We start from the raw sequence: 23,705 nt of genomic DNA, 5'->3' as shown, positions 1-23,705 counted from the left end.
CCACTTATACGGGAAAAATAAAAAACATTAAAATCAATAGGTTAAGTGCAAATCATCTTTGTAAGTTATTAACCAATACGCGTTAAAATTGTAACACTCACATTACAACAAGAAAAACTTACACACTTAATAATAAACAAGAAACGGGCAGATCGTAGGTAAATGTGGGGGGTTATGCGGAAGATTAGCGGTTAACTTTTATTATTCATAACAGCCTTTTACCAAATTACTTAGCATGTGTTTAGTCACCGGTTTTAGCAAACTCTGCTGCACAATGGCCGGCTTAGCATCACTTTCCTCAACGTTTTGCCCACTTATTATCACAATAACGTTATCCGCGTCGCTCTGTTCAATACGCTGCACTAATTGCCAACCGGAGCTATCTGGCAAACCCATATCCAGTAAAATTCTATCGAAGTGATCATGCTGCGCCAATATCTGTAAGCATTGTGCCGCACTGTGCGCCAGTGTTACCTTAACGCCTAAACTTTCTAACAATAGCTGTAATAGCTGCGCCGCTTCAATATCGTCCTCTACCACTAAAAACTGCAGCTCTACGCCTATGTTAGCGATTGGTGTTAATGCTACTTCAGGTTCAGCTGCTACTAGATAACGCTTTAATACGCTATACAGCTGCTTTTTCGTTACTGGCTTATACAACAGCTCAGTAAAACCAATATCGGACAGTTGCTGATGAATGCCTTTGGCCATAGTCGCCGTTAGTGCCACTATCGGTTGCCTATAACCCAGCTTGCGAATATCAGTTGTGGCTTGTTTGCCGTCGACTACCGGCATATGTAAATCCATTAAAATTAAGTTGTAATGGCTCTGTGACGCCAACTTAGCTTTAACTCTCTCAATCGCTTCGGCGCCATTTCTAGCGTAACTTACTGTAGCGCCGGTGGCGCTAACCCAGTGCCCTGCCAGTTTACGCAAATCAGCGAGATCATCGACGATTAATACCTCACCGGTTAATTGCAGTTTTTCGCCGGTTTCTTGCGGTTCGCTATATGTTAGCTCAGCATTAAATTGGCTAAGGTTAACGTCAGTTAAATCACCGGGGTTAATTGAGAACGTAAAGATGCTGCCTTTACCTTCTTCAGAGGTAACATCGATGCTACCGCCCATATGCTGAATAAGTTCAGCAGATATCGCCAAGCCTAACCCTGCGCCACCTTTCTTGCGAGTAAACATATCTTCTATTTGCATAAAAGGTACAAAGATATCTTTTAACCGCTTAGCGGGTATACCAACACCGGTATCGGTGATCCGAAAGAACAGCATTTGCTGCTCGACTTGCTGTTGCAGCCAAACCTCAACTTTAATGCTACCCGCGTCAGTAAACTTTATTGCGTTATAAATCAAATTTATCAGCACCTGACGCAAACGCGTACCATCGGCGATAATCGTATCCGGTAGCGCGGTTAGCGCTGTTACGTCAAACTGCAAGCCGTTATCTATAGCGGTAACATTTAATAAGGTGTAAATATCAATTAACAGATGCCGCAAGGCAATAATTTCTGGCCGTAGCTCTAATTTATTTGCGGTTATTTTTGATAAATCCAACACGTCATTTAACAAGCTGAGCAAATGTTTACCGTTGTTAAGAATAATATTTAGTTCTGGCCGTGCTTCTAACGCGCTATCGGATTCTAACAATAATTCGGTATAGCCTAAAATGGATGATAGTGGCGTACGTAGCTCATGGCTTAGGTGGGCTAAAAATCGGTCTTTTGAGCGGCTATCTGTTTCAAGTTGTAACCTGTTGATCCGCTCCAGCTCATACTCGCGGCGGCTTAGAGCATAACGTATTGCTCTGGCAAAGCGTGCCTCACTTAGCTCACTTTTAACTAAAAAATCTGCCGCGCCATATTCTAATGCCTGTAAATCTAGCTGCTTATCGGGCTGGCCAGTTAGCATAATAATTGGCGTTGATACGCCAGCATTTATGGCCTTTTTAAGTAGCGATAAACCAGTATCGGCATCAAGCTGGTAATCTAACAAGCACACATCAAAGTGGCCTTCAGTTAGCTTTTGTAAACCTTCGGCCGAGCTTTTAACCCAGGTTAATTGGCTATCTAACGCGGTTAAGTCATCAAGATGACCACGAGTAAGGATATAGTCATCTTCATCATCTTCAACCAGCAAAATTTTTGCTTGTTTAACCGCAGTCTTAGTCATCGTGATGTTCGGGTAACTCTACAAATTCGACCCAGTACTTACCTAAAGTACGCATTAAATCGACCAAGCCGTCAAAATTTACCGGTTTAGTGATGTATGAAGCTGCACCTAAATTATAGCCTCGGACCATATCTTCCTCTTGCTTTGACGTGGTTAAAATAACCACTGGAATACCACGCAAGCGCTCATCGCTTTTAATATTCCGTAGTGCTTCTCGGCCATCCATTCGCGGCATATTAAGATCTAACAAAATTAAACTAGGCCGCGGGCAAGGCTCATCTGAGGCATATTTACCTTCTTTGCGCAGGTATTCAAGCAGTTCTACGCCGTCCTCCACGCAATATAGGGAATTAAGTACCCGGCTTTCGCGCAATGCATCTTGGGTTAGTAACCGGTCATCTTCATCATCGTCGGCCATTAAAATCGTAATAGCGCGTGCTTTGCTAAGTGGCATTATCTAGTCTCCCCGAGCACCAAAAGGTGTACCCTCGGCCGGTAAAATTATAGTGAAAGTTGCGCCAGCACCCAACGTCGCTGATGCACTAATTAACCCGCGGTGGCGCTCGACAATGCGCCGGCAAACCGCTAAACCAATGCCAGTACCTTTGTATTCTGAACGGCCATGTAAACGTTGAAACGGTGTAAAAATTTTCTCAGCGTATTCTTCAGCAAAACCAATACCGTTATCAGTCAGCGTAATGGCATACCACGTTGCGCATATATCCTGCTGCATAACATTAGGTTGGTGCGGTGCAATTGTTATATTAATGGCAGGTGCTACATCGGCGTTACGAAACTTAATCGCGTTAGATAGCAAGTTAAGAAACAGCTGCTGCAGCTGGCTATGATCGGCCTGAATAGTCGGCATAGGCTCAATAGTAAATTGTGCGTTACTTTCTTGGATCGCAATTTCTAGATCATCAAGCACACTACTTATTACGGTATTTAAATCGGTAGCGCTAAAATCGCGACCGCGGGTACTAATACGTGAAAAATCTAACAAGTCATTAATTAATGCTGACATACGATGGGCCGCATTTCGCATTCGCGTTAAATAGTCTAAACCTTGCTCACCTAAGTTCTGGCTAAATGACGACTCTAACCTATCGCCAAAGGCTTGTATTTTACGCAGCGGTTCTTGTAAATCATGCGAGGCGACAAAAGCAAAATCTTCCAGTTCGCGGTTGCTGCGACTAAGTTCTTCCGAGTACAACTGCAAATCATGAGTACGCTCGGCTACCTTCTGTGTTAGACCTTCATTTTGCTGCTCAAGCGCATTTAAGTATTTCTTTTCTTTGCTCTCGTTTCGCCACGACAGCACTAACATCAGTATCACCAGCACACTACTAAGCACGCCAGATATAACGAAATTAAGTAGGGCTTCATCCCGGCCTTTAGATAAACGTTCAAATAAGGTTTTACGAAAAGCTTTTTCAGTCTGGCGAACGGCGTATACCTCTGCGCGTAATTGTAAATAAATATTTTGACCATGGTCAGTTTTTAATAAGGTTAACGCTAGTGCCTCTTTATTTTGCCGAGCTAATTCGACCGTTTCGACTAGTTCGGTTATTTTTGCCTCAGATAAACGTATAACATTATCTATTCGCAATTGCTGCTCTGGCATTTCAGAGCGAACCGCTGCCATTTCAGTTATTTGTGCTTGTACATTTTTTAACGCTGCCAAGTAAGGCTCTAAATACAATATATCTTCAGTTAGTAAGTAACCGCGCTGGCCAGACTCAGCTGACAACACTGACATATGTAAATCATCAAGCTTAACAATAATATCGCCGGTGTTGGTTAGGCTAGTTTGAGTTGAGGTAAGTTTTTCCATTGAGCTAAAAGCCAAAAACGCATTAAACGCAATCAAGCACATCATTACCGCACCCAGTAACAACCAACTGGTGCGGGCGTTATTAAGCAGCTTGCTGGCCATCTATAAACTCCCTTTCATCGGCATTACTTTGTCGGTGCGATTAGGTCTTGCAGTAATTGGCTGCATTCTTGGCAAGATTGTAATATTTTGTCAGCAGCCTCTGCCAATTTGGCTGCTGGCAACTGGTTTTCTAATACCAACTTAATTAGCTCGGCTTGCATAGAAATACGGTTTAATGGTTTGCGAATATCGTGTATTTGCTTTTCTAACACAGTAGGTTGCTGTTCTATCGACATGTGCTCCTCCGGGGTAAAATACTAACTGAACTCACCTAAACCGCCGTAAGCATTAAGTCGGTTATAAAGGGTTTTGGCACTAATGCCCAGCATTTCAGCAGCCAACGTTTTGTTGCCATCTACGTTTTTCAAGGTTAAATAAATAAGCTCTTTTTCGACTTCCTCTATCGTTTTACCAGCCGTTAAGCCACTATTTTTCGGTTTCGTGGTAGAAAACGGTGAGGCAAAAGACGCTGGCAGTTCAACGCTAGTTTTTGTCGGATCACTCATAATGTAGGCCCGATGCACTGTATGGCGCAGTTCTCTCACATTACCGGGCCAGTCAAAATTGGCTAAACGTTCTAACTGTGCGGCAGTAAAACTGTAATTGGTATCATTTTCTTCATTTAACCTGGCTAAAAAAGCGTTAGCTAATAGTGGAATATCGGTACTGCGTTCTCTTAACGGCGGAATTTCTAGTGGAAACACGGCCAAACGAAAATAAATATCTTCGCGTAATATATGTTGCTCAGCAATACTTTGCATACTGCGGTTAGTGGCCGACACAACCCGACAGTTAACGGCAATTTCTTTAGTGCCGCCAACACGCACTACGTTTTTTGTCTCTAATACGCGTAGTAAATGTGGTTGCATATCTATAGGCATTTCGGTTACTTCATCAAGAAACAAGGTACCTGAGTGCGCGCGCTCAAATACACCAACTTTTTGTGCTACGGCTCCGGTAAAAGCACCTTTTTCATGGCCAAATAATTCGCTACTAATTAGCTCTTTTGACAAGCCGCCGCAGTTTATTGCGACAAAGGGGCCAGAAGCTTGGCTTGCGGTGTGAATAGCCGAGGCTACCAGTTCTTTACCCACACCGCTTTCGCCCATTAGCATCACGTTAGCATTAGATGCGGCAACCCGCTCAATCATAGTATAGAGGGCTTGCATCGGTGCCGACTCGCCTAGCAGGCAGCCAAAGTGCAACTTAGCTTGGTTAGATAATTTTTTCTTTTTTGCTTTAACTGGGTTAAGTACGCGCTCTAAATCTTCACGCTGAATAGGCTTAAGTAAATAATCAACCTTAGGCCCGCAAAGATCAGCAATAACCGATTTTACCGAGGGGTGGCCAGTAATAAAGGTTACCTTGGGCACAGGAAATAATTGCTGCACCCGATCCATTAAATGAATACCGCTGCCATCAGGCAGCATAAAATCTAGCAAAATATGATCAAAGTTATTATGGACTAGCCATTCATTGGCTTGCGCCAAGTTTTCTGCCACAGACACAGTATGGCCGAGAAACTCGATAATATGGCAGGCTACATTGGTAAACTCTTGATCATCATCGACAAGCAATATTGATAGCAATGGTAAATTCTCATATCAGTAAATTAACGAAAAATGTGATTTAAGCCATATGTTACGGTGATACCTGAAGTTACCAGCCTATAGTAGGTGATTAAACCCAGCATGAATAGCACTTAATTAACCTTTTGTTTGCAATATGCCTACCAGATAACCGACGAGCCAACAGAAATTTAGGCTTTACTCGCTGATATAAAAAAAGACGCCGAAGCGTCTTTTTTATTCAATAGCGAAAAATAACTATTCCCACTCAATTGTTGCTGGTGGTTTACCTGATATGTCGTACACCACACGCGAAATGCCGTTAATTTCGTTGATAATACGATTAGATACTTTGCCGAGTAAATCATACGGCAAGTGCGCCCAATGAGCGGTCATAAAATCGATAGTTTCTACCGCGCGTAACGAGACTACCCAGTCGTATTTACGGGCATCGCCCATAACACCGACTGACTTCACCGGTAAAAACACCACAAAGGCTTGGCTCACTTTGTTATATAAATCGGCTTTATGCAGTTCTTCTATAAAAATGGCATCGGCACGACGCAATATATCGCAGTACTCTTTCTTAATTTCGCCAAGCACGCGCACACCAAGGCCTGGGCCTGGGAACGGATGACGGTATAGCATGTTATACGGTAGGCCAAGCTCTAGGCCTATTTTACGTACTTCGTCTTTAAACAATTCGCGCAGTGGTTCAACTAAACCTAACTTCATATGCTCTGGCAAGCCACCCACGTTGTGGTGCGACTTAATCACATGCGCTTTACCAGTAGCGGAGCCAGCCGATTCAATAACGTCAGGATAAATAGTACCTTGGGCTAACCACTTCGCATTTTCTAGCTTTTGTGATTGCTCATCAAAAACCTCAACAAATACCCGACCTATGGTTTTACGTTTTACTTCAGGATCGCTTTGCCCAGCCAGCGCATCTAAAAAGCGCTGTTCAGCTTCAACTTTGATAATGTTTAGACCAAAATGGTCGCCAAACATATCCATAACCTGCTTGCCTTCGTTTAAACGCAGTAAACCGTTATCAACAAATACGCAGGTTAGGTTTTTACCAATAGCACGGTGTAGCAACATGGCAACTACTGAGCTATCTACACCACCCGATAAGCCTAGAATAACTTGATCATCGCCAATTTGTTGCTTTAAGCGAATAACGGCATCTTCAATAATGCTGGCTGGGGTCCATAATTTGTCACAACCACAAATATCAACCACGAAATGCTCTAGCATGCGCAAACCTTGACGAGTATGCGTTACTTCTGGGTGAAACTGCACGCCATAAAACTGGCGAGCTTCATCGACTATACCGGCATGTGGACAGGTTGCAGTAGTAGCACAAGTGATAAAACCTTCAGGAATATCAACAACTTTATCACCGTGACTCATCCACACGTCTAACAGCGCATTGCCATTAGCACTGATATGATCTTCAATTTTGGCAAATAAGGCGTTTGCTTTAACGGCTTCAATCTGAGCGTAGCCAAACTCGCGCATATCTGAGCCTTGCACCTTGCCACCCAGTTGTTCGGCCATAGTTTGCATGCCATAGCAAATACCCAGCACTGGCACACCAGCTTCAAACACGTATTGTGGTGCCCTTGGTGAATTAGCCTCGTGCACGCTTTCTGGGCCACCAGATAAAATAATACCCGTTGGGTTAAACTCACGAATTTGCGCTTCAGTTACATCCCAAGCCCACAGTTCGCAATAGACGCCTATTTCACGCACGCGACGGGCGATAAGCTGAGTATATTGCGAGCCAAAATCGAGAATTAAAATGCGGTGGTGATGAATGTTTTTGTTCATAGCGACCTTTTAAAAGTAAAGCGGCTGGTATAAACCAGCCGATAACACCAAAATCAGTTTAGCTTACACGGTAATTAGGAGCTTCTTTGGTAATTTGCACATCGTGTACGTGCGACTCACCCATACCTGCAGAAGTAACACGCACAAACTCTGGTTTAGTGCGCAATTCGTCAATCGTTGCGCAACCGGTTAACCCCATAGCGCTGCGCAGGCCACCCATTTGCTGGTGAATAATGTTTTCCATTGGGCCTTTGTATGCTACGCGGCCTTCAATACCTTCTGGTACTAATTTTTCCGCGTTGTTACTACCTTGAAAATAACGGTCTGACGAACCATTACGCTGTGCCATCGCGCCTAATGAACCCATACCACGGTATGACTTATAGTAACGGCCTTGATATAACTCAACATCACCTGGAGCCTCTTCAGTGCCAGCAAACATTGAACCGACCATCACACAATTTGCGCCAGCTACTAACGCTTTGGCCACGTCACCAGAAAAGCGAATGCCGCCATCAGCAATAATAGTTACATCGGTACCCACTACACCCATAGCCGCTTCAGAAATTGCGGTAATTTGTGGTACGCCACAACCGGTAACAATACGCGTAGTACAAATAGAGCCTGGGCCAATGCCCACCTTCACTGCATTCGCACCCGCTTCAGCTAAGGCTTTGGCACCGTCCGCAGTCGCAACGTTACCAGCGACAATTTGTAAATCTGGATACTGAGCGCGAGTTTGTTTTACCCGGTCAATTACACCTTGTGAATGGCCATGCGACGTATCAATAAGCAAAATATCAACGCCCGCGTCAACTAACGCCGCAATACGTTCGTCAGTACCAGGGCCAACACCCACGGCGGCGCCAACACGTAAACGACCTAGTTCATCTTTACAAGCATTAGGTTTACTAGCGGCTTTATAGTAGTCGCGTACGGTAATTAAGCCTTTTAGCTTAAATTCGCTATCTACTACTAACACCTTTTCAATGCGGTGCTGGTGCATTTTTTTAAAGGCTTCTTCACGCGGCGCACTTTCAAGCACGGTAACTAAGCGCTCACGTGGCGTCATTAAACCGCTAACTATTTCGTTATTATTCGCTTGAAAGCTCATATCACGGCTGGTTAACATACCAACTAAATTGTTGCTGGCATCGACCACCGGAAAACCAGAAAAACCGCACTGTTGTGCTAATTCAAGCACATCACGAATGCTCATATCTGGCCTAACGGTAACAGGGTCTGACACTACACCACTTTCGAATTTTTTTACCCGGCGCACGTTAGCGGCCTGATCTTCAATCGTCATGTTTTTATGAATAAAACCTAAACCGCCCTCTTGCGCTAAAGCAATGGCTAAACGCGCTTCAGTTACCGTGTCCATAGACGCAGAAACCATAGGAATATTCAGCGTGATGCTTTTAGTCAGTCGGGTACGTAGGTCGGCTGTATGAGGTAAAACATTTGAATGTGCCGGTACCAATAACACGTCGTCAAAGGTAAGAGCTTCTTGTTTGATCCTGAGCATTGCAACAATCTCGCTGTGGCTGAAAAGATAGGGAATGTTGCGGTACAATTTTAGCGGTTTTATCGTCGTATCACAAACGGTTTTTTGTTTTATGTTATTCTAACGCCAGTTTACCTATTCGTGTTGATATGAGCGTTGCATGCAAAACCCCGATATTTATACCGTTTCTCGCTTAAATAGCGAAGTGCGCTTAACTCTTGAGCTACAGTTTCAAACCCTGTGGTTGCAAGGTGAAATATCTAATTTTGTTGCTGCAGCTAGCGGCCATTGGTATTTTTCTTTAAAAGACAGCGCCGCACAGGTTAAATGCGCGATGTTTAAACAGGCTAACCGCAATAGCAGCTTTCGGCCACAAAATGGCCAGCAAGTACTTATTCGTGCCCGTATTAGTGTGTACGAACCGCGCGGTGAATATCAGTTACTGGCTGAATTTATTGAAAGCGCCGGCGCCGGTTTACTTAAACAACAGTTTGAACAACTTAAAGCAAAATTACAAAGCGAAGGCTTGTTCGATCTGTCTGGCAAAAAAGCGCTTCCCGCCCACGTGCAGCGCGTGGGTGTTATTACCTCGCCGACGGGTGCCGCCATACGCGATATTGTTACGGTATTGCAGCGCCGCGCGCCGGGCATTGAAGTTATTATTTATCCGTCTCAAGTACAAGGTGAAACCGCTGCAGCGCAGCTTAGGCAGATGCTAAGCACCGCCATACGGCGCAATGAAGTCGATGTACTTATTATTGGCCGCGGTGGTGGCTCGCTAGAAGACTTATGGTGCTTTAATGATGAAGCGCTGTGCCGGGCTATCGCCGACTGCCCTATGCCAATAGTAAGCGCCGTAGGCCATGAAATAGATTTTGCCCTAACCGACTTTGTTGCCGACATGCGCGCCGCTACACCATCGGCAGCGGCGGAGTTAGTATCGCCAGATCAAAGCCACTTGTTAGAACGCATACAACGCTTACGTAATGCGCTTATTCAAGCCCAGCGCGCGCGTATGCAGCAGCTAACCCCCAAGTTAGTTAATTTAAGCGAGCGCTTATTAGCGCTGCATCCCAAACGCAGGCTACAACAACAACAGCAACGCTTAGATGAATTACAGCTACGGCTAACCAGCAATGTAAAACGCGTGCTGCAAAGCCAGTTACAGCAACAACAATATCTTGATAAAAGCTTACGCCAACTATCACCATTAAAAGCCTTAACGGCACAACAACAAAGCATTGCCGATTTAGCTCGGCGGCTTACTAGCGCGCAACAGTTACAACTAAAACAGCATAAACAGCAACTAGCCCAGCTAAGCCTACAACTAAACACCGTAAGCCCACTGGCTACCTTAGCGCGTGGTTACAGCATTACGTTTGACAACACCAAGCAGGTACTTACCTCAACCGACAGCTTAACAATAGGCGACAGCGTGTCGGTGCGGCTGGCCAAGGGTGAATTTGCCGCTAAAATCACCAAGCTTAACGCGGATTAAGCGTTTAGGAATTTATGTCACACAATACCATTGCTATTAACCAGCAGCGACAACCGCTGAATCATTTAAAATCAGTATGGTTATTTGGTTATGGCTCATTAATATATAAAGCTGACTTTGCTTACCTTAACCGCAAGCCGGCCTGCATTTACGGCTGGCAACGCCGGTTTTGGCAAGGCTCGCATGATCATCGCGGCACACCTGAAGCCCCTGGGCGAGTATTAACACTGGTTGAAACTGCTACTGCTCGCTGCGCTGGTATGGCTTATGAAGTTACGCCAGATACCTTTGAGTATTTAGACCACCGTGAGAAAAACGGCTACCTGCGCGTGTTTACTACCTTACACTGGCTTGATACACCGGGCCAAACCGAAGGCGTGTTGTACTTAGCTAGCGCAGATAATGCCGCTTATTTGGGGCCAGAATCAGACACCGCCATAGCTGCACATATTGCCCGCAGCAAAGGCCCAAGTGGCGAAAACAGTGAGTATTTACTGAAACTAGCCGCAGCACTGCGAGAAATGAACGAGCACGACGAGCATGTGTTTGCGATTGAACAAGCGCTGTTAAAATTGTAGAAGAAAAACCGTCGGAGTCAGATCCGGAACTATAGAGGGTCAGATCCAATTGTTAATTTTGGATCTGACCCTCTAAATGTTCTGCAGCACCAATTAACACTACCCAACCTGCTGGCGAAAGCACTAATGTTCCTATACCAGCACTAGTAACAAACCCAGAGTATTGCACAAAACCTTCACGCCAAGAGTCTTTTTGCGTGATATACCTTTTCCGTACACATGGCAAAACGCATTACTTTGCCTAAAAGCTGGATAATAAGCGTACTAACTGACACCAAGCGACCATACACCAAAATAATCTAATACCATCATAGAAAACATCAACATCACCATGCCGCATGTGCTAACCGCTAGCCACAAACACAACCACCATTGCAGTGGCGTTGCAGCTTGGCGTACCAGTTCATCAGCATCCACTAAATGTCGATTGTTTTCGTGACGCCAACGGGTAAAAGACACCAAAACAGCCAGCGTATAAAACATTGTCTGAAATGGCCACTTTACCCAGTCACTTATATAATCCTGCTGGGTCAGACGTAATTTGCGTTGTATCGGTCTGGTAGCAAATAAAGCAACCACTGGATAGGCAATTACAGCTGAAAGCAATAAGACCATGCACACAATAGAAAAAAAATCTCTAATCGAAAACTCCATTAACGTCGATCCCGTCTATTATCATATCTTGATGCGGCTTCATTTTGCATCCAAGAGTCTGCTTTAGATGCTGCCACAAACCCTACCAGCACTGCAGCACCAATCAAAACTATCCATCCTACTGGGGAAAGCACTAAAGCTATGCCTATGGTCTTAGTGCCCATAGCAACTAATGCTCCTGTACCAGCACTTGCAACAAACCCCGAGTATTGCACAGCACCTTCACGCCAAGAGTTTTGTGCGTGGTAGACCTTTTCTGTACGCATGGCAAAATCTAACACTAATACGCCACGACCCACCATGTTAGTACCACTAACAAAACGCTGCACTGTTGCCACTTGTTGGCTATTGGCAAAGCGCAATGTTTGACCGGTACGTTGGTTATTACGGCCACTGCGGGCGACATTAACACCTCGCTCGGCTGATAATAACGCAGAGCGATTAGCACTCGTTCCAAGGTTAGCGCGATAACGGTGCAACTGCTGCTGAAAACGTTGTTCCATTACCGCATGCATTTGTCTGGCATGGGCTTCTTTAGCGGCAATAATGCCGTTGTGCGCACCTTTAGTTCTGGCACCCTTGGCCTGTGCTTTTGCTTGGCTGGCTTCATGTAAATCTAATAGGGCTTGCTGGTATTGAACAATTGAACGTTGAAATACAGAATATTTACTGTTTGTTGCCCCAAGTAAAGCCCGTGCTGCTGTTGTGCCATGCTTTTCAAGCAATTGCATAACAGGCTTTATTTGCTCTTCTGTTACATAGGCCATGGCCAGAGTATAGTCATCATATTCTGCAGCTATTTGCTGTAAGCGTTGCAGTTCGGGATGAGAAAAGCGTGTAAACGTGTGCAGAGTTTTAATATCATCAGGCGCACAGCTCATCAGATGTGGCTGGTTAGGTAATAAAATATTGTCGGTTCTATTACTGTATTGACGATACTGCGCGAGTAAATCGGGTCTATTTACGAAAATTTGTTCCGCGCGCTCAGCGCTGCCTGAAAGATAAATTTCTGCCATGGTAATGTCCTTATTATGTAAACTTTTTAGATCACACCAAGATAAAAACAATAAGTTAATCTTTACGCAACAAAAGGGCCAAGCAATATTGGTTAATGCTAATAGCTAAGCTAATTTAGCGAGAAAGGGATCATTGAATACAATATTTAAATAATGTAACGACTAATAAAAAAGGCCAACATATATGTCAGCCTTCCTAAACAGCGAATTTATTCTTAAACAGCTTAGCGTTAAGCTTCTTTGACTACGTCAATAAAGTACTTCAGCTCGCCATCAACAACTTCGCGCACTAAACCGTGCACATCGGTTTCGAAGCCGGGAAAGGCACCATTAAAAGCGCGGGTAAATTGCAGGTAGCTAATAATAATTTTATTAAAGCGCTCGCCTGGCACCATTAACGGAATACCTGGTGGGTACGGCGTCACCAGCATGGCGGTAACACGGCCTTCAATTTCGTCAATCGATACCCGCTCGATATCACGGTGCGCCATTCTGGCCCAGGCATCGGCTGGGGTCATCGCGGTTTCAATATTAGATAAGTACATTTCGGTGGTCACTTTAGCCACGTCAAACTTGCGGTACATATTGTGAATTTGCTGACATAGGTCGCGCAAGCCGACTTTTTCATAGCGCGGATGCTTTTTGCCAAATTCCGGCATAATGCGCCACATTGGCTGGTTTTGATCGTAGTCGTCTTTAAACTGCTGTAACTCGGTAACCATAGAGTTCCAGCGGCCTTTGGTAATGCCGATGGTAAACATGATAAAAAACGAGTACAGGCCGGTTTTTTCAATAATAATACCGTGTTCGGACAAATACTTACTAACTATAGCCGCTGGAATGCCTTGCTCATCAAACTGGCCGTGCAGGTTTAAACCTGGAGTAATAATGGTCGCTTTTATTGGGTCAAGAATATTAAACCCTGATTCTATTGCACCAAAACCATGCCAGCTGTCTTTTGCGTGCAGCGTCCAGTTATCGCGAGTGCCTAAGCCTTCTTCTGGCAGCTCATCTGGGCCCCATACTTTAAACCACCATTCGTCATCACCAAATTCAGCGTCAACTTTGCGCATGGCGCGGCGAAAATCTATCGCTTCAAATAATGACTCTTCTACCAAAGCGGTGCCGCCAGGTGCTTCCATCATGGCAGCGGCAACGTCACAACTAGCAATAATAGCGTATTGAGGGCTGGTAGAGCTGTGCATTAAATAAGATTCATTAAACCGGTGGGTATCTAAACTGCGATTTTCGGCGTTTTGCACTAAAATTTGCGATGCTTGCGATAACCCAGCTAACAACTTATGCGTTGACTGAGTAGCAAACACTAAGGTGTCTTTCGAGCGCGGCCGGTCTTTACCTATAGCATGCATATTTTCATAAAAACTATGGAAACTGGCATGCGGCAACCAAGCCTCATCAAAGTGTAAGGTATCTATTGTTGAACCTAACTCTTGTTTGATTTCTTCTACGTTATACAAGATACCGTCGTAGGTGCTTTGCGTAATAGTTAAAATGCGTGGCTTTTTGTTTTTTGCATTACGGGCAAATGGGTTGGCTTCAATTTTTTTCGCGATGGCTTCTGGTGAAAACTCACTTTTCGGGATCGGACCAATAATGCCGTAATGGTTACGGGTAGGCATTAAAAATACCGGAATAGCGCCAGTCATAATAATGGAGTGCAAAATAGACTTATGGCAATTGCGGTCGACGACCACGATATCACCTGGTGCCACCACGGAGTGCCAGACCATTTTATTCGAAGTCGAAGTGCCGTTGGTAACAAAAAACAAATGGTCACTACCGAAAATACGCGCAGCATTTTGCTCGCTTTGCGCCACTGGGCCGGTGTGATCAAGCAGCTGGCCTAATTCGTCTACCGCGTTACACACATCGGCGCGCAGCATATTTTCGCCAAAAAATTGGTGAAACATTTGCCCTACTGGGCTTTTTAAGAACGCGACACCACCCGAGTGACCTGGACAATGCCATGAGTATGAGCCGTCTGAGGCGTAATCCATTAGTGCATTGAAAAACGGTGGCGCTAAGGCATCAAGGTATTTTTTTGCTTCGCGGATAATATGTTTGGCCACAAATTCTGGGGTGTCTTCAAACATATGAATAAAACCATGTAGTTCACGTAGTACGTCGTTAGGGACATGGCGTGTGGTACGGGTTTCACCATAAAGAAAAATAGGAATATCGGCATTACGCTTGCGTACTTCTTTAATAAAAGTTCGTAGTTCACGTAATGCTTTGGCCACTTCTTCTGCACTACCGGTGCCAAACTCTTCATCGTCGATAGATAAAATAAAACATGACGCTCGGCTGGCTTGCTGGGCAAATGCGCTTAAGTCGACATAACTGGTGTAGCCAACCACTTCAAAACCATGACTACTGATAGCTTGCGCTAGATCACGGATACCAGAGCCAGAGATATTCTCTGAGCGAAAATCTTCATCTATAACAATTACCGGGAAGCGAAATTTCATTGCAGCTGTCCTTATTGGTCCAGTTTTTTACGTGCTTTCATTAAACGTTCACGCTTATATTTTTGCAGTGGCGTTTCGGTATTCTTTTTCGTTGGCGCAAATGGGTTTTCACCTTCACGGAACTCAACACGTATTGGCGTGCCCATCATTTTCAGGGTTTTACGGTAGTAGTTCATTAGGTAACGCTTATACGAGTCAGGTAAGTCTTTCACTTGGTTGCCGTGAATAACAATAAGCGGTGGGTTATAACCACCAGCGTGGGCATATTTTAATTTCACCCGACGACCATGCACCAAAGGTGGCTCGTGGTCTTCTTGCGCCATTTTCATGATGCGAGTTAATAACGCGGTACTGTGGCGTTTAGTTGCCGAATCAAAGGCTTCTTCTACCGACTCGAACAAGTTACCTACGCCAGAACCGTGCAGTGCAGAGATAAAATGCAAACGGGAAAAATCAAGAAAGCCTAAACGACGGTCTAGCTCGCGTTTAACTTCATCTTTTATGCTATCGTTTAAGCCATCCCATTTATTCACAGCGATAACTAATGAGCGGCCAGCGTTTAACACAAAACCCAAAATGCTTAAGTCTTGATCAGAAATACCTAAACGCGCATCTAATACCAAAATAACGACGTTGGCGTCTTCAATAGCCTGCAAGGTTTTAATAACGGAGAACTTTTCTACTACGTCATCAATTTTGCCGCGACGACGCACGCCAGCGGTATCAATTAAAGTGTAGTCGCGCTCGTTACGCTGCATAGGAATATAAATTGAGTCTCGCGTGGTGCCCGGCATATCAAATACCACTACCCGCTCTTCGCCTAAAATGCGGTTGGTTAACGTAGATTTACCCACGTTCGGCCGGCCAACGATGGCTAACTTAATGTGCTCGTTACGTAAGCGCGTAGCTTCGGCTTCTGCCTCTTCATCGGTTAACGTTTCAAGCGCTGGGCCTTCTTCTAACTCGGCATCACCAGCTAACGCTTGCTGTTGTTCGGCACTTAATAACGGTATTAGCGCATGGTTTAATAATGCAGATACACCTCGACCATGTGCAGCAGCAATAGCATAAACTTCACCTAAGCCTAAACCATAAAAGTCAGCAATGGCGGTGTCGGCGTCTAAGCCGTCAGTTTTGTTAGCGACCACAAATACTTTCTTTTGTACTTTACGAATATGCGCAGCTATGGCTTCATCACCTACGGTGGCGCCGACTCGGGCGTCAACCATAAATAGCACCACATCGGCTTCGTCAATCGCCTTTAGCGACTGCTCAGCCATTTCTACTTCTATGCCCTGCTCGTTGCCATCGATACCGCCGGTATCTACCACAATAAACTCTAGCCCCTCAACATTGGCAGAGCCATATTTGCGATCTCGGGTTAAACCAGGGAAGTCCGCAACCAGCGCGTCGCGGGTGCGGGTTAAACGGTTGAACAACGTCGATTTACCGACATTAGCTCGGCCTACTAAGGCAACGACAGGCAACATTATGTGAACCTCAAAAATGACAAAACAGGCCTAGTTTAGGCCTGTCTAAAAACTTTAACCGCTAAGCTCGGTTTAAGGTGTTTGTAATAAGACTAGCTCACCGTTACGGCTTTGCACTAACAGATAAGTACCGTTAGTTACCGCTTCGGTATAAAACCCCGAGCTATCCATGCTTTGGCGGGCGACAAAATCGCCAGTTTCACGATTTAACCAATGTAAATTGCCTTTGCTATCGCCAATTACTAAGTAATCTTTATATACAGTAGCGCCGGTTACATTATGCTTATTCAAGCCAAACTGGGCCCACTGTTCAGTGCCGCTACGGCTATCTATTGCGTAAATTCGGCCAACGGAATCAACCAGGTAGATAGTGTCACCTGACATGGCCATATTCCGGAAACTTGAATAGTCGCGTTTCCACAGTTGACGGCCAGTGCGCAATTCAAGGGCAACTAAAGAACCGTTATAAGCAGTGCTAAATACTGTACCGCCGCGCACTAAAGGTTTGGCATCAACGTCAGCTAATCGCGATAAATCGGTAGTACCAGAAGGCACGCCAACCGCTTCTTCCCATGCCTGATAACCACGCTCAGAAATTAATACACCAACTTGCCCGCTACCAGAGCCGTATATTATACCACCGGCTTCAACTACTGGCTCACTAATACCGCGCAACGTTAACGACGGCTGCTCATTCTCGAACTGCCAACGTTGCTCGCCGGTATCAGGGTGTAACGCAATAATTTTACCTGCACCGGTTGCTACCACAACTAAGCCTTCGCCTATGGCTGGCTTTACTAATACTTCACCGCTAACTTCAGTGCGCCAAACCAACTCACCGTCGGCTGATAGTGCAACAACGTCGCCATTTTCAGTACCAAAATAGAGTTTGTCATAACCAAAGCTTAGACCGCCCGATATGCGCGCATTGTCACCAGACCAAACATCGCCAATACCCTGCCAAAATGAACTGCCGGCAGGTTTACGTAAATCAAACTGCCACTTACGCTTACCGGTTTCTAAATCAAATGCGGTCACTAAGCCCGCACGGCTTGCTGCATATACGGTGTCTTTAACAATAATAGGCGTTAAGTTAGATTCAAAGTGCCCAACACCTGAGTCAATACTTTTTTCCCACACTACACTAGGGTAGATGCTGGTATTAACCTGAGGTAGCACCAGTTTTTCTTTACTGGAACAGCCTGCCAACACTAAGGTAGCCAGCAATAATGCCTGTTTAACCTGTAATTTCACGCTTACCTCTTTACACTGCAGTGACGTGTGCTAATTCATCCAGCTTAACTTGTATCAGCTGACTATTTTGACCTGCGTTAGTTAATGCTTGCTGGTAAGCAGCTTTAGCTTCAACTAACTTGTCCGCTTGCACTAAAATGTCACCTTTAAGTTCGGCTTGCATCGCAGCAAAGCTTTCTGGCATGGTTTTATTTAATGTTACCAAGGCCTCATCTAACTTGCCTTGCTCGCGCTGTAAGCGGGCTAAACGCAATTGGGCAATAGCGACGACACCTGGCTCTTTAGCATGAGCTAACGCCCAGTTAAGTTGCTCCGCTGCTTTATCATATTGCTGCAGTGCTACCGCGTCTTTAGCGGCAAGCAAGGCCGCTAGTACTGCGTAGTTATCTACTTTAGACGCCGCAATAAAGCCTTGTGCTTGCACTAGCCAATCTTCACTGGCGTTAGCGGCTTCACGCTGTTCAACTAACTGACTGTACTTAGTTGATGCTTCTTCAGCTGTTGAGCGCTGATCAGCCTGATAAAAACGAAAACCATATAATACGGCCAAGCCTAATACCACACCACCGACAATAGCTTTGCCGTACTGTTGCCAAAACCGTTTAATCGCTTCTACTTGTTGTTCTTCGCTGCTGTAAATTTCCACTGCGTTACTCCGTTATACGTCAAAGGCCTGTTATGCGGTAAAGGCCAGTGTTTTCGCCAGTTCAGTTAATAATATAGTTTGCTGTGGTTTATCTTCACGTAACCACTTAACCGTAATCTCACCGCGTGCTAATTCGTCTTCACCAACAATTAAACCTATTGCTGCACCAGATTTATCAGCCCGCTTAATTTGTTTTTTTAAATTGCCGCCGCCACAATGCACCATGATACGCGCGCTAGGCAAGTCGGCTCGCAGCCTTTCGGCAACAGAAAGCGCAGCAAGTTCAGCCTGCTCGCCAAGCGCCATTAGATAGATGTCCGCTATGGCTGGTAGCTCTGGTAACAACTGCAAACTTTGTAATAATAAGACTAAGCGCTCAAGACCTAAGGCAAAGCCTACTGCTGGTGTTGCTTTGCCACCTAATTGCTCCACCAAGCCATCATAACGACCACCAGCACAGACTGTGCCTTGTGAACCTAATTCAGTAGTTACCCACTCAAACACGGTTTTATTGTAATAATCTAAACCACGCACTAAACGTGGGTTTACGCTAAATTCAATACCGGCCAAGGTGAGTAATTGCTGCAAGCGCGCAAAATGTGTAGCAGAGTCTTCATCTAGGTAATCGGCTAACTTAGGTGCGTTAGCTAAAATCTCAGTCAATGCCGGATTCTTGCTATCTAATACGCGCAGCGGATTACTATGCATACGTCTTAAGCTGTCTTCATCAAGCATGCCTTTATGCTGTTCTAAATAGCTAACTAAGGCATCGCGGTAGGCCGCACGCGCCTCGGTAGAACCCAGCGAGTTTAGCTCTAGTTTGACATAAGGTGTTAAACCCAGCTGTTGCCATAAACGCGCAGTTAACATAATAACTTCGGCATCAATATCCGGCGTGCCTATACCAAAAGCTTCTAAGCCAAACTGATGAAACTGGCGATAACGCCCTTTTTGCGGGCGCTCATGGCGAAACATCGGCCCAGTATACCATAAGCGTTGCTCTTGGTTATACAGTAAGCCATGTTCGTTACCAGCTCGCACGCAGCAGGCTGTACCTTCCGGACGCAAGGTTAAGCTATCACCGTTACGATCAGTAAAGGTGTACATTTCTTTTTCGACAATATCGGTAACTTCACCAATAGAGCGTTTAAACAGCTCGGTCATCTCAACAATAGGAAAGCGTATTTCGCTATATCCATAACTCGCCGCGGTTTGACGCAATATCTGTTCTACATGTTGCCATGCTGGCGTGTCTGTTGGCAGACAATCGTTCATGCCGCGAATGGCCTGAATTTGTTTCGACAAAATTAAACTTCCATCAGTGTGAGTTAAAAAACTGCGGCGATTATAGGCGCAACAGCGCTAAACACCAAGTAGCTTACTTAGGTTAGTCTTGTTGTCTTATCGCTATTTTCTGCTGCAAATAGTCGCGAATTTGCTGTTCTAGCTGATCCGCAACATTATCATTATCTAGCCGTAACTTTTGTCGTTGGCCATTGATGTAAAAACCGCTTTTCTTACTTGCGCCTGCGACGCCTAAATCAGAGACTAATGCTTCACCTGGGCCATTTACCACGCAACCAATTACAGATACGGTCAGTGGATCAATAATATCCTCTAAACGCTGCTCTAGCTGATTCATGGTTTTAATTACGTCAAATTCTTGCCGAGAACAACTCGGGCAAGCAATAAAGTTGATACCGCGAGAACGAATACGTAACGATTTTAAAATATCGAAAGCTACCTTAACTTCTTCTACCGGATCGGCAGCTAAAGAAATACGTAAGGTATCGCCTATTCCTTCAGCCAATAACATGCCTAAGCCGATAGCCGACTTTACCGCACCTGCTCGTGCACCACCGGCCTCAGTAATACCTAAGTGCAATGGCTGCTTAATTTGTTTGGCCAGTAAACGATATGCCCCTACCGCTAAAAATACGTCAGATGCTTTAACGCTGACTTTAAATTGGTCAAAATTAAGTCGGTCTAAAATTTCAACGTGGCGCATTGCTGATTCTACTAAAGCCTCAGGCGTTGGCTCGGTATATTTCTCTTGAATGTCAGCTTCAAGCGAGCCTCCATTTACGCCAATGCGAATAGGGATATTGTGATCGCGAGCGCAATCTACCACAGCGCGAATACGGTCTTCGCGACCAATATTACCGGGATTAATACGTAAACAGTCAACGCCGTATTCTGCTACTTTTAGCGCGATACGATAATCAAAGTGAATATCTGCCACTAGCGGGATCGGGGATTGTTGCTTTATAAGCTTAAAGGCTTCAGCTGCGTCCATGGTTGGCACTGACACTCGCACCAGATCCGCACCAGCTTTAGCAATAGCTTGAATTTGCGCCACAGTAGCAGCAACATCTAACGTGTTAGTGTTGGTCATTGATTGCACGGCTATGGGGGCATCGCCGCCAATTAATACATTGCCAACTCGAATTTGTGTGCTTTGACGACGTTTAATTAAATTTTGTGCAAACATGTTTAGTCTGACTCAGGGATAGTAAGTTTAGCCACTCGGCCAGCGGCAAGCGCCGACATATCAATAGCTTGTTTATTAAAGTTTACTTTTACTACGCTAGGGTTACCTAACGTAACGACAAAAGGTGATTTACCCGTTAACTGCATTATATAGCCAGCTTGCTTGGTGCCAAAGGCTAAGCGGTTACCCTCAGCATCGACTACATCTACCCAGCAGTTTTCACTGAAGCGTAGCTCTAGCTGATCTCTTTCAGGTACCAGCGTAGTCACCTCTGGCTGCTCAATACTTGCCTCAGGCTCTAATTGCTCCAATAGCACACTTAATTGCTCAGGCGTTGGTTCTAATGGCTCAGGCTCGGGTTCAGTTATGGCTTTAGCAACTATTGGTGCTATTTGTTGGCTTTCGCTCACTGTCTCATTTTGTTCTGCGGCTGGGCTTAGCTTATCGGTTTGCCACCACCAGATAAACAACAGTATCACTAACAAAATAATGATACCGTAGGTTAACCACATAAAACGGCTTTCAGTTGCCTGCTTTGCTGTGCGATTAGAGAAGGTGCGCATAGGCTGCTTGGCAGTAGTTGGTACATTGCCAGTATTAACAGCTAACGCTGCGGCTAACTCCGCTGCAGATATTTTTAGTAACCGCCCATAGGCCCGCACATAACCGCGAGAATAGGTTTCAAACGCGCCTACCGGTTGATCTTGTTCTAATTGCTCTACTTGTGCTGGCTTTAAGTTTAGCTGTAACGCGACCTGCTGTACGCTAAGGTTGCGCTGTTCTCGCTTTTGCCGTAGTAGTTGCCCGGCACTTATCGGCTTAGTTAGCTCGTCGGTCATTGCGTTGCACTAGCAGGGTCAATAATATATACCTGCTGCCCGACTGTTAATTTACTATTCTCAGTAAAATTATTCCAACTCATAAAACTACTTAAGCGCAAGTTGTAACGATAAGAAATGCCAAACATCGTTTCACCTTTACTTACGGTATGAAAGGGTTCAGTAGCTGCAACCTGCTCACGTTTCGTTTCCACTGGCTGTATGCGCTCAGCGTCAGAAACTGGGCCTAGCCAAATTTTTTCACCGGTTTTAATCACCGAATCTGGTGTTAACTGGTTCCAATCCATTAGGCGCTGCAAGCGAATATTGTGCTGCAGTGAAATAGAGTACAACGATTCAGACGCTTGTACGATATGAAACAGTTGCTCACTTGACTCGGACTCCACAGCAGGTGTAACCACGTTCTCGCTAATTACCGGCTCTACTTCAGCTGCTTGTTCGGCTTCTACCGCAACTAACTCAGCTTTAGCTAATTCAGTAGCCCGTTCGGCTTCTAACGCAATCTGCTGCGCCTTAGCTAATTCAGCCGCTGCGGCAGCGTCTAACGCAACTTGCTGAGCCTTAGCTTGCGCATCGGCTTGCTGTTGTGCTTCCAATTTAGCCCGTGCTGCATCTTGCTGCTTTTTATAGTCAATATCAGCCTTGATGGTTTCTGCTGGCAATTGTGCATTATTTGGCAGACTGGCAACGACGGCGCCTGTCGTCGCACCCACCAAACTATTAGCGATGCCTGTGCCGCTATTTTGTGTTGCTGCAACACCCGAGGTTACAACCGCAGGCACGGCTGAACTGTCGTCGTTTTTGCGTTTAACCACTTTTAATTTGGGGTTGGCTACCGGTGCGGCTGGTAACTCGGGTTTAGGCGCATTATCGTCTGGCAACACGATATTAGCCATTAGGCTATCTTTATAACGTTCACGCAGCTGCTCAAATTCACTGTCTTGTAACTTACCTTGTAAAAACATTCGCGTTTCTGGCGTTTCTATATATAGGGTTATTAGCAATTGCTCAGCGCTACGCATAATTTCACGGTCGCCACTTTTTTCAGCTAATAGATAACTCAGCAACACGGTACGCGCTGATACTCGGCCCAAACGTTGTATCCGATCAAGCTGCATTTTGGCTTGCTTATTATCACCCATCGCATAGGCCAAACCTGCCGCCATAGTAAGTGCGGTAATGCGGGTAGTATTATGACTGATCGAGAGATCAAGATAGCTTTTTACTTTACTAAAATTGTTTTGCTGTAACTGGCATAACGCGAGATTTTCGTAACTTTCTGCTACCCGAATATAACCCGGTCGACTTATTGCTTTAAGCAGCAGCTGTTCGGCTTCGTCGTAGCGCTGCAATTGGCAGAGAAACGCACCATAGTTATTATAAGCATCAGCATAGTTATTGTCTTTTTGAATCGCTAAACGAAAATACTCTTCGGCCTGTTTATCTTCAGCCACGCTTTGATAATAATAAGCCAGCGCGCTATACACCTCGGCAGAGTTAGGCGCAAAACTGCGCGCTCGCTCTAGGTTATATTTGGCCTGTGAGGTATCGCCTCGACGTAAATAGTTTAAACCAAGAGAAATACGAGTGCGGGCAGCTTCGATATTGTCGAAAGTACGTTCTGACACGGGCTTATCACTACCAACATAGCTTTGCTCCGACACACAGCCGGTTAATATCAGCAAACTACAGAGTGAAACACCAATCAGAACTTTTTGCATC

General features: G+C 45.1%; 19 protein-coding genes. 2 read left to right on the top strand and 17 right to left on the bottom strand.

Features of this window, described 5'->3' with window-relative positions; translation table 11 throughout:
• Window positions 1-201: 201 nt before the first annotated feature.
• From MN199_RS10340 to guaB, 7 genes are all read right to left on the bottom strand, one after another.
• Window positions 202-2,181, bottom strand: coding sequence for a response regulator (locus MN199_RS10340; RefSeq protein ID WP_132585179.1), 1,980 nt, complete (start codon window positions 2,179-2,181; stop codon window positions 202-204).
• Complete coding sequence (locus tag MN199_RS10335; protein WP_132585182.1) at window positions 2,174-2,635, bottom strand: response regulator; 462 nt, start codon at window positions 2,633-2,635, stop codon at window positions 2,174-2,176. Before MN199_RS10335 ends, MN199_RS10340 begins: the two co-directional genes overlap by 8 nt.
• A gap of 3 nt (window positions 2,636-2,638) precedes the next feature.
• Entirely contained in the window at window positions 2,639-4,117 is a 1,479-nt protein-coding gene (locus tag MN199_RS10330) for a sensor histidine kinase (RefSeq protein WP_335739365.1), read from the bottom strand.
• A gap of 23 nt (window positions 4,118-4,140) precedes the next feature.
• Window positions 4,141-4,353: a histidine kinase dimerization/phospho-acceptor domain-containing protein gene (locus tag MN199_RS10325; protein ID WP_335739364.1), complete on the bottom strand. Its 213-nt coding sequence runs from the start codon at window positions 4,351-4,353 to the stop codon at window positions 4,141-4,143.
• Between the two features lie 21 nt (window positions 4,354-4,374).
• On the bottom strand, window positions 4,375-5,706 hold the full coding sequence (locus MN199_RS10320) for a sigma-54-dependent transcriptional regulator (RefSeq protein ID WP_132585190.1): 1,332 nt from the start codon (window positions 5,704-5,706) through the stop codon (window positions 4,375-4,377).
• A gap of 237 nt (window positions 5,707-5,943) precedes the next feature.
• Entirely contained in the window at window positions 5,944-7,521 is a 1,578-nt protein-coding gene (guaA, locus tag MN199_RS10315; RefSeq protein ID WP_335739363.1) for a glutamine-hydrolyzing GMP synthase, read from the bottom strand.
• A gap of 58 nt (window positions 7,522-7,579) precedes the next feature.
• On the bottom strand, window positions 7,580-9,049 hold the full coding sequence (gene guaB / locus MN199_RS10310) for an IMP dehydrogenase (RefSeq protein ID WP_132585202.1): 1,470 nt from the start codon (window positions 9,047-9,049) through the stop codon (window positions 7,580-7,582).
• A gap of 139 nt (window positions 9,050-9,188) precedes the next feature.
• Here guaB and xseA point away from each other — a divergent pair, with 139 nt between their 5' ends.
• Window positions 9,189-10,526, top strand: coding sequence for an exodeoxyribonuclease VII large subunit (gene xseA, locus MN199_RS10305; protein ID WP_335739362.1), 1,338 nt, complete (start codon window positions 9,189-9,191; stop codon window positions 10,524-10,526).
• 14 nt (window positions 10,527-10,540) lie between these two features.
• Window positions 10,541-11,104, top strand: a complete 564-nt coding sequence (locus tag MN199_RS10300; RefSeq protein ID WP_335739361.1) for a gamma-glutamylcyclotransferase — start codon at window positions 10,541-10,543, stop codon at window positions 11,102-11,104.
• Window positions 11,105-11,368: 264 nt separating this feature from the next.
• Here MN199_RS10300 and MN199_RS10295 read toward each other — a convergent pair whose 3' ends face one another.
• The 10 genes from MN199_RS10295 to pilW all read right to left on the bottom strand — a co-directional run bounded on the left by MN199_RS10295 (window position 11,369) and on the right by pilW (window position 23,704).
• Window positions 11,369-11,758, bottom strand: a complete 390-nt coding sequence (locus MN199_RS10295) for a hypothetical protein (RefSeq protein ID WP_335739360.1) — start codon at window positions 11,756-11,758, stop codon at window positions 11,369-11,371.
• Complete coding sequence (locus MN199_RS10290; RefSeq protein ID WP_335739359.1) at window positions 11,758-12,774, bottom strand: hypothetical protein; 1,017 nt, start codon at window positions 12,772-12,774, stop codon at window positions 11,758-11,760. Before MN199_RS10290 ends, MN199_RS10295 begins: the two co-directional genes overlap by 1 nt.
• 230 nt (window positions 12,775-13,004) lie before the next feature.
• Window positions 13,005-15,263 carry an arginine/lysine/ornithine decarboxylase gene (locus MN199_RS10285; protein WP_335739358.1) on the bottom strand — a complete coding sequence of 753 codons (2,259 nt, stop codon included), beginning with the start codon at window positions 15,261-15,263 and terminating at the stop codon, window positions 13,005-13,007.
• Window positions 15,264-15,274: 11 nt separating this feature from the next.
• Window positions 15,275-16,753 carry a ribosome biogenesis GTPase Der gene (gene der, locus MN199_RS10280; RefSeq protein ID WP_132585217.1) on the bottom strand — a complete coding sequence of 493 codons (1,479 nt, stop codon included), beginning with the start codon at window positions 16,751-16,753 and terminating at the stop codon, window positions 15,275-15,277.
• Between the two features lie 72 nt (window positions 16,754-16,825).
• Window positions 16,826-18,007 carry an outer membrane protein assembly factor BamB gene (gene bamB, locus MN199_RS10275; protein ID WP_335739357.1) on the bottom strand — a complete coding sequence of 394 codons (1,182 nt, stop codon included), beginning with the start codon at window positions 18,005-18,007 and terminating at the stop codon, window positions 16,826-16,828.
• Window positions 18,008-18,017: 10 nt separating this feature from the next.
• Window positions 18,018-18,653, bottom strand: coding sequence for a YfgM family protein (locus tag MN199_RS10270; RefSeq protein ID WP_335739356.1), 636 nt, complete (start codon window positions 18,651-18,653; stop codon window positions 18,018-18,020).
• A 30-nt stretch (window positions 18,654-18,683) separates the two neighbouring features.
• The gene (gene hisS, locus MN199_RS10265; RefSeq protein ID WP_335739355.1) at window positions 18,684-19,958 is read right to left on the bottom strand and encodes a histidine--tRNA ligase; all 1,275 of its coding nucleotides are present in this window, start codon (window positions 19,956-19,958) and stop codon (window positions 18,684-18,686) included.
• 82 nt (window positions 19,959-20,040) lie between these two features.
• The gene (gene ispG / locus MN199_RS10260; RefSeq protein WP_335739354.1) at window positions 20,041-21,144 is read right to left on the bottom strand and encodes a flavodoxin-dependent (E)-4-hydroxy-3-methylbut-2-enyl-diphosphate synthase; all 1,104 of its coding nucleotides are present in this window, start codon (window positions 21,142-21,144) and stop codon (window positions 20,041-20,043) included.
• 2 nt (window positions 21,145-21,146) lie between these two features.
• Window positions 21,147-21,983 carry a RodZ domain-containing protein gene (locus MN199_RS10255; protein ID WP_335739353.1) on the bottom strand — a complete coding sequence of 279 codons (837 nt, stop codon included), beginning with the start codon at window positions 21,981-21,983 and terminating at the stop codon, window positions 21,147-21,149.
• Window positions 21,980-23,704, bottom strand: a complete 1,725-nt coding sequence (gene pilW / locus MN199_RS10250; protein ID WP_335739352.1) for a type IV pilus biogenesis/stability protein PilW — start codon at window positions 23,702-23,704, stop codon at window positions 21,980-21,982. The genes MN199_RS10255 and pilW overlap by 4 nt, the downstream gene beginning before the upstream one ends.
• Between the last annotated feature and the right edge of the window lies 1 nt (window position 23,705).

Source organism: Rheinheimera metallidurans (assembly GCF_036983985.1).
In the GTDB taxonomy this organism is placed as follows: Bacteria; Pseudomonadota; Gammaproteobacteria; order Enterobacterales; family Alteromonadaceae; genus Alishewanella; species Alishewanella metallidurans.
Note: the sequence above shows the minus strand (reverse complement) of the source record. Positions and strands in the feature narration are given on the sequence as shown.

Coding starts and splice junctions, on each gene's coding strand:
- MN199_RS10255 (WP_335739353.1), bottom strand. CDS start 21,983: ATGACCGACGAGCTAACTAAGCCGATAAGTGCCGGGCAACTACTACGG.
- MN199_RS10300 (WP_335739361.1), top strand. CDS start 10,541: ATGTCACACAATACCATTGCTATTAACCAGCAGCGACAACCGCTGAAT.
- MN199_RS10295 (WP_335739360.1), bottom strand. CDS start 11,758: ATGGAGTTTTCGATTAGAGATTTTTTTTCTATTGTGTGCATGGTCTTA.
- pilW (WP_335739352.1), bottom strand. CDS start 23,704: ATGCAAAAAGTTCTGATTGGTGTTTCACTCTGTAGTTTGCTGATATTA.
- xseA (WP_335739362.1), top strand. CDS start 9,189: ATGCAAAACCCCGATATTTATACCGTTTCTCGCTTAAATAGCGAAGTG.
- MN199_RS10335 (WP_132585182.1), bottom strand. CDS start 2,635: ATGCCACTTAGCAAAGCACGCGCTATTACGATTTTAATGGCCGACGAT.
- guaA (WP_335739363.1), bottom strand. CDS start 7,521: ATGAACAAAAACATTCATCACCACCGCATTTTAATTCTCGATTTTGGC.
- MN199_RS10340 (WP_132585179.1), bottom strand. CDS start 2,181: ATGACTAAGACTGCGGTTAAACAAGCAAAAATTTTGCTGGTTGAAGAT.
- MN199_RS10330 (WP_335739365.1), bottom strand. CDS start 4,117: ATGGCCAGCAAGCTGCTTAATAACGCCCGCACCAGTTGGTTGTTACTG.
- guaB (WP_132585202.1), bottom strand. CDS start 9,049: ATGCTCAGGATCAAACAAGAAGCTCTTACCTTTGACGACGTGTTATTG.
- ispG (WP_335739354.1), bottom strand. CDS start 21,144: ATGTTTGCACAAAATTTAATTAAACGTCGTCAAAGCACACAAATTCGA.
- der (WP_132585217.1), bottom strand. CDS start 16,753: ATGTTGCCTGTCGTTGCCTTAGTAGGCCGAGCTAATGTCGGTAAATCG.
- MN199_RS10285 (WP_335739358.1), bottom strand. CDS start 15,263: ATGAAATTTCGCTTCCCGGTAATTGTTATAGATGAAGATTTTCGCTCA.
- MN199_RS10290 (WP_335739359.1), bottom strand. CDS start 12,774: ATGGCAGAAATTTATCTTTCAGGCAGCGCTGAGCGCGCGGAACAAATT.
- MN199_RS10325 (WP_335739364.1), bottom strand. CDS start 4,353: ATGTCGATAGAACAGCAACCTACTGTGTTAGAAAAGCAAATACACGAT.